This is a genomic window from Rhizobacter sp. (assembly GCF_035702065.1).
Classification (GTDB): domain Bacteria; phylum Pseudomonadota; class Gammaproteobacteria; order Burkholderiales; family Burkholderiaceae_C; genus Rhizobacter.
Genome location: NZ_DASSRA010000462.1, coordinates 1 through 2,034, shown reverse-complemented (window position 1 = coordinate 2,034; position 2,034 = coordinate 1). Strand labels below are relative to the sequence as shown.

Sequence of the window (2,034 nt, the reverse complement as noted above, 5' to 3'; positions counted from 1 at the left end):
AAATGGTCATGCCTGGCGACAACGTCAGCATCACCGTCAAGCTGATCAACCCGATCGCCATGGAAGAAGGCCTGCGCTTCGCCATCCGTGAAGGCGGCCGCACCGTCGGCGCCGGCGTCGTGGCAAAGATCCTGGAGTAAGTCTGCGTGACGACCGGGCTTGCCTTGCAGGGCGAGCCCGGCCTTTACACCCCCGCGGCGACCACGTTCCACATGGGCCGCATCGTTCTTTCTAGGAATTCGTCATGCAAAAGCAAAAGATCCGCATTCGCCTGAAGGCGTTTGACTACAAGCTGATCGACCAGTCGGCGCTGGAGATCGTCGACACCGCCAAGCGCACAGGCGCCATCGTCAAGGGCCCGGTGCCCCTGCCGACGCGCATGCAGCGTTTCGACATCCTGCGTTCGCCGCACGTCAACAAGTCGTCGCGCGACCAGTTCGAAATCCGCACCCACCAGCGCCTGATGGACATCGTTGATCCGACCGACAAGACCGTGGACGCGCTGATGAAGCTCGACCTGCCGGCCGGCGTCGACGTCGAGATCAAGCTGCAGTAAACAGCCTCGCGCTTGGGGCGGTTGCCGGGAAAGCGGCTTCTGCTACAATCGCGGGCTTCCCCGGAAGCAGGAGCTCCCTGAGCGCCTGCATTCCATCAAGTCAGCCCGGCCAATCGATGTCGGGTATCGAAACAAAGGCTTCCAAACCGAAAGGCGCGGGGGCTGGAGAAAATTATGAGTCTGAGCAACCGTCTCGGTTTGCTGGGCCGCAAGGTGGGCATGATGCGCATCTTCACAGACGACGGCGATGCCGTGCCTGTGACGGTGCTGGATGTGTCCAACAACCGCGTGACCCAGGTCAAGACCGCAGAAACCGACGGCTACAGCGCCATTCAAGTGGCGTTCGGTGCGCGCAAAGCTTCGCGCGTGTCCAAGCCTGAAGCTGGCCACCTCGCGAAAGCGGGCGTCGAAGCCGGCGAAGTCCTCAAGGAATTCCGTGTCGCGGCCGATGTGGCAGCCGGCTTCAAGCCCGGTGCCCAGGTGCCCGTCACCACTTTCGCTGTGGGCCAGCTCGTGGACGTGCAAGGCACCTCCATCGGCAAGGGCTTCACGGGCACCATCAAGCGCCACAACTTTGGCTCGCAGCGCGCGTCGCACGGCAACAGCCGTTCGCACAACGTGCCGGGCTCGATCTCGATGGCGCAGGATCCGGGTCGCGTGTTCCCGGGCAAGAAGATGTCAGGTCACCGCGGTGACGTGACCAAGACCACCCAGAACCTCGACATCGTCCGCATCGACGAAGCCCGCCAGCTGCTGCTGGTGCGTGGCGCCGTGCCGGGCTCCAAGAACGGCCATGTGGTCGTCAGCCCCGCCGTCAAGGTGAAGGTCAAGAAAGGAGCCAACTGATGCAGCTCGAGCTCCTCAACGAACAGGGCCAATCGACCGCCAAGGTCGACGCGCCTGACACCGTCTTCGCGCGCGACTACAACGAAGCGCTGGTGCACCAGATCGTCGTGGCCTTCCAGGCCAACGCACGTCAAGGCACCCGTGCCCAGCTCGATCGCGCCGAAGTCAAGCACACGACCAAGAAGCCGTGGCGCCAGAAGGGCACCGGCCGGGCTCGTGCAGGTATGTCGTCTTCGCCGCTGTGGCGCGGAGGCGGTCGTATTTTCCCGAACAGCCCCGACGAAAACTTCACCCAGAAGGTCAACAAGAAGATGTACCGCGCCGGCATGGCTGCTATCTTCTCCCAGCTGGCCCGTGAAGGCCGTCTGGCCGTGGTCGATTCGATCACTGTTGACGCCCCCAAGACCAAGCTGCTGGCTGCCAAGTTCAAGGCCATGGGCCTGAGCTCGGTGCTGGTGATTGCTGACGAGGTGGATGACAACCTCTTCCTGGCTTCGCGCAACCTGCCCAATGTGCTGGTGGTCGAGCCGCGTCACGCTGACCCGCTCTCGCTGGTGCACTACAAGAAGGTGTTGGTGACCAAGGCGGCGATCGAGCAACTCAAGGAGATGTTCGCATGAGCGCCACCCAAG

At 62.8% G+C, this 2,034-nt stretch carries 4 protein-coding genes; all 4 read left to right on the top strand.

Going from position 1 to position 2,034, the window contains the following annotated elements:
- On the top strand, nucleotides 1-140 hold a 140-nt coding region (locus VFL64_RS20315), incomplete at its 5' end, for an EF-Tu C-terminal domain-related protein (protein WP_084515566.1).
- A gap of 104 nt (nucleotides 141-244) precedes the next feature.
- Complete coding sequence (rpsJ, locus tag VFL64_RS20310; RefSeq protein WP_011831018.1) at nucleotides 245-556, top strand: 30S ribosomal protein S10; 312 nt, start codon at nucleotides 245-247, stop codon at nucleotides 554-556.
- Between the two features lie 174 nt (nucleotides 557-730).
- Nucleotides 731-1,402 carry a 50S ribosomal protein L3 gene (gene rplC, locus VFL64_RS20305; protein ID WP_027693436.1) on the top strand — a complete coding sequence of 224 codons (672 nt, stop codon included), beginning with the start codon at nucleotides 731-733 and terminating at the stop codon, nucleotides 1,400-1,402.
- A complete protein-coding gene (rplD, locus tag VFL64_RS20300) occupies nucleotides 1,402-2,022 on the top strand; it encodes a 50S ribosomal protein L4 (RefSeq protein WP_027693435.1) in 621 nt (206 codons plus the stop codon). Before rplC ends, rplD begins: the two co-directional genes overlap by 1 nt.
- Nucleotides 2,023-2,034 lie beyond the last annotated feature (12 nt).

Excerpts from the sequence above, each read along its gene's own strand:
- rplC (WP_027693436.1), top strand. The coding sequence starts at position 731 with ATGAGTCTGAGCAACCGTCTCGGTTTGCTGGGCCGCAAGGTGGGCATG.
- rplD (WP_027693435.1), top strand. The coding sequence starts at position 1,402 with ATGCAGCTCGAGCTCCTCAACGAACAGGGCCAATCGACCGCCAAGGTC.
- rpsJ (WP_011831018.1), top strand. The coding sequence starts at position 245 with ATGCAAAAGCAAAAGATCCGCATTCGCCTGAAGGCGTTTGACTACAAG.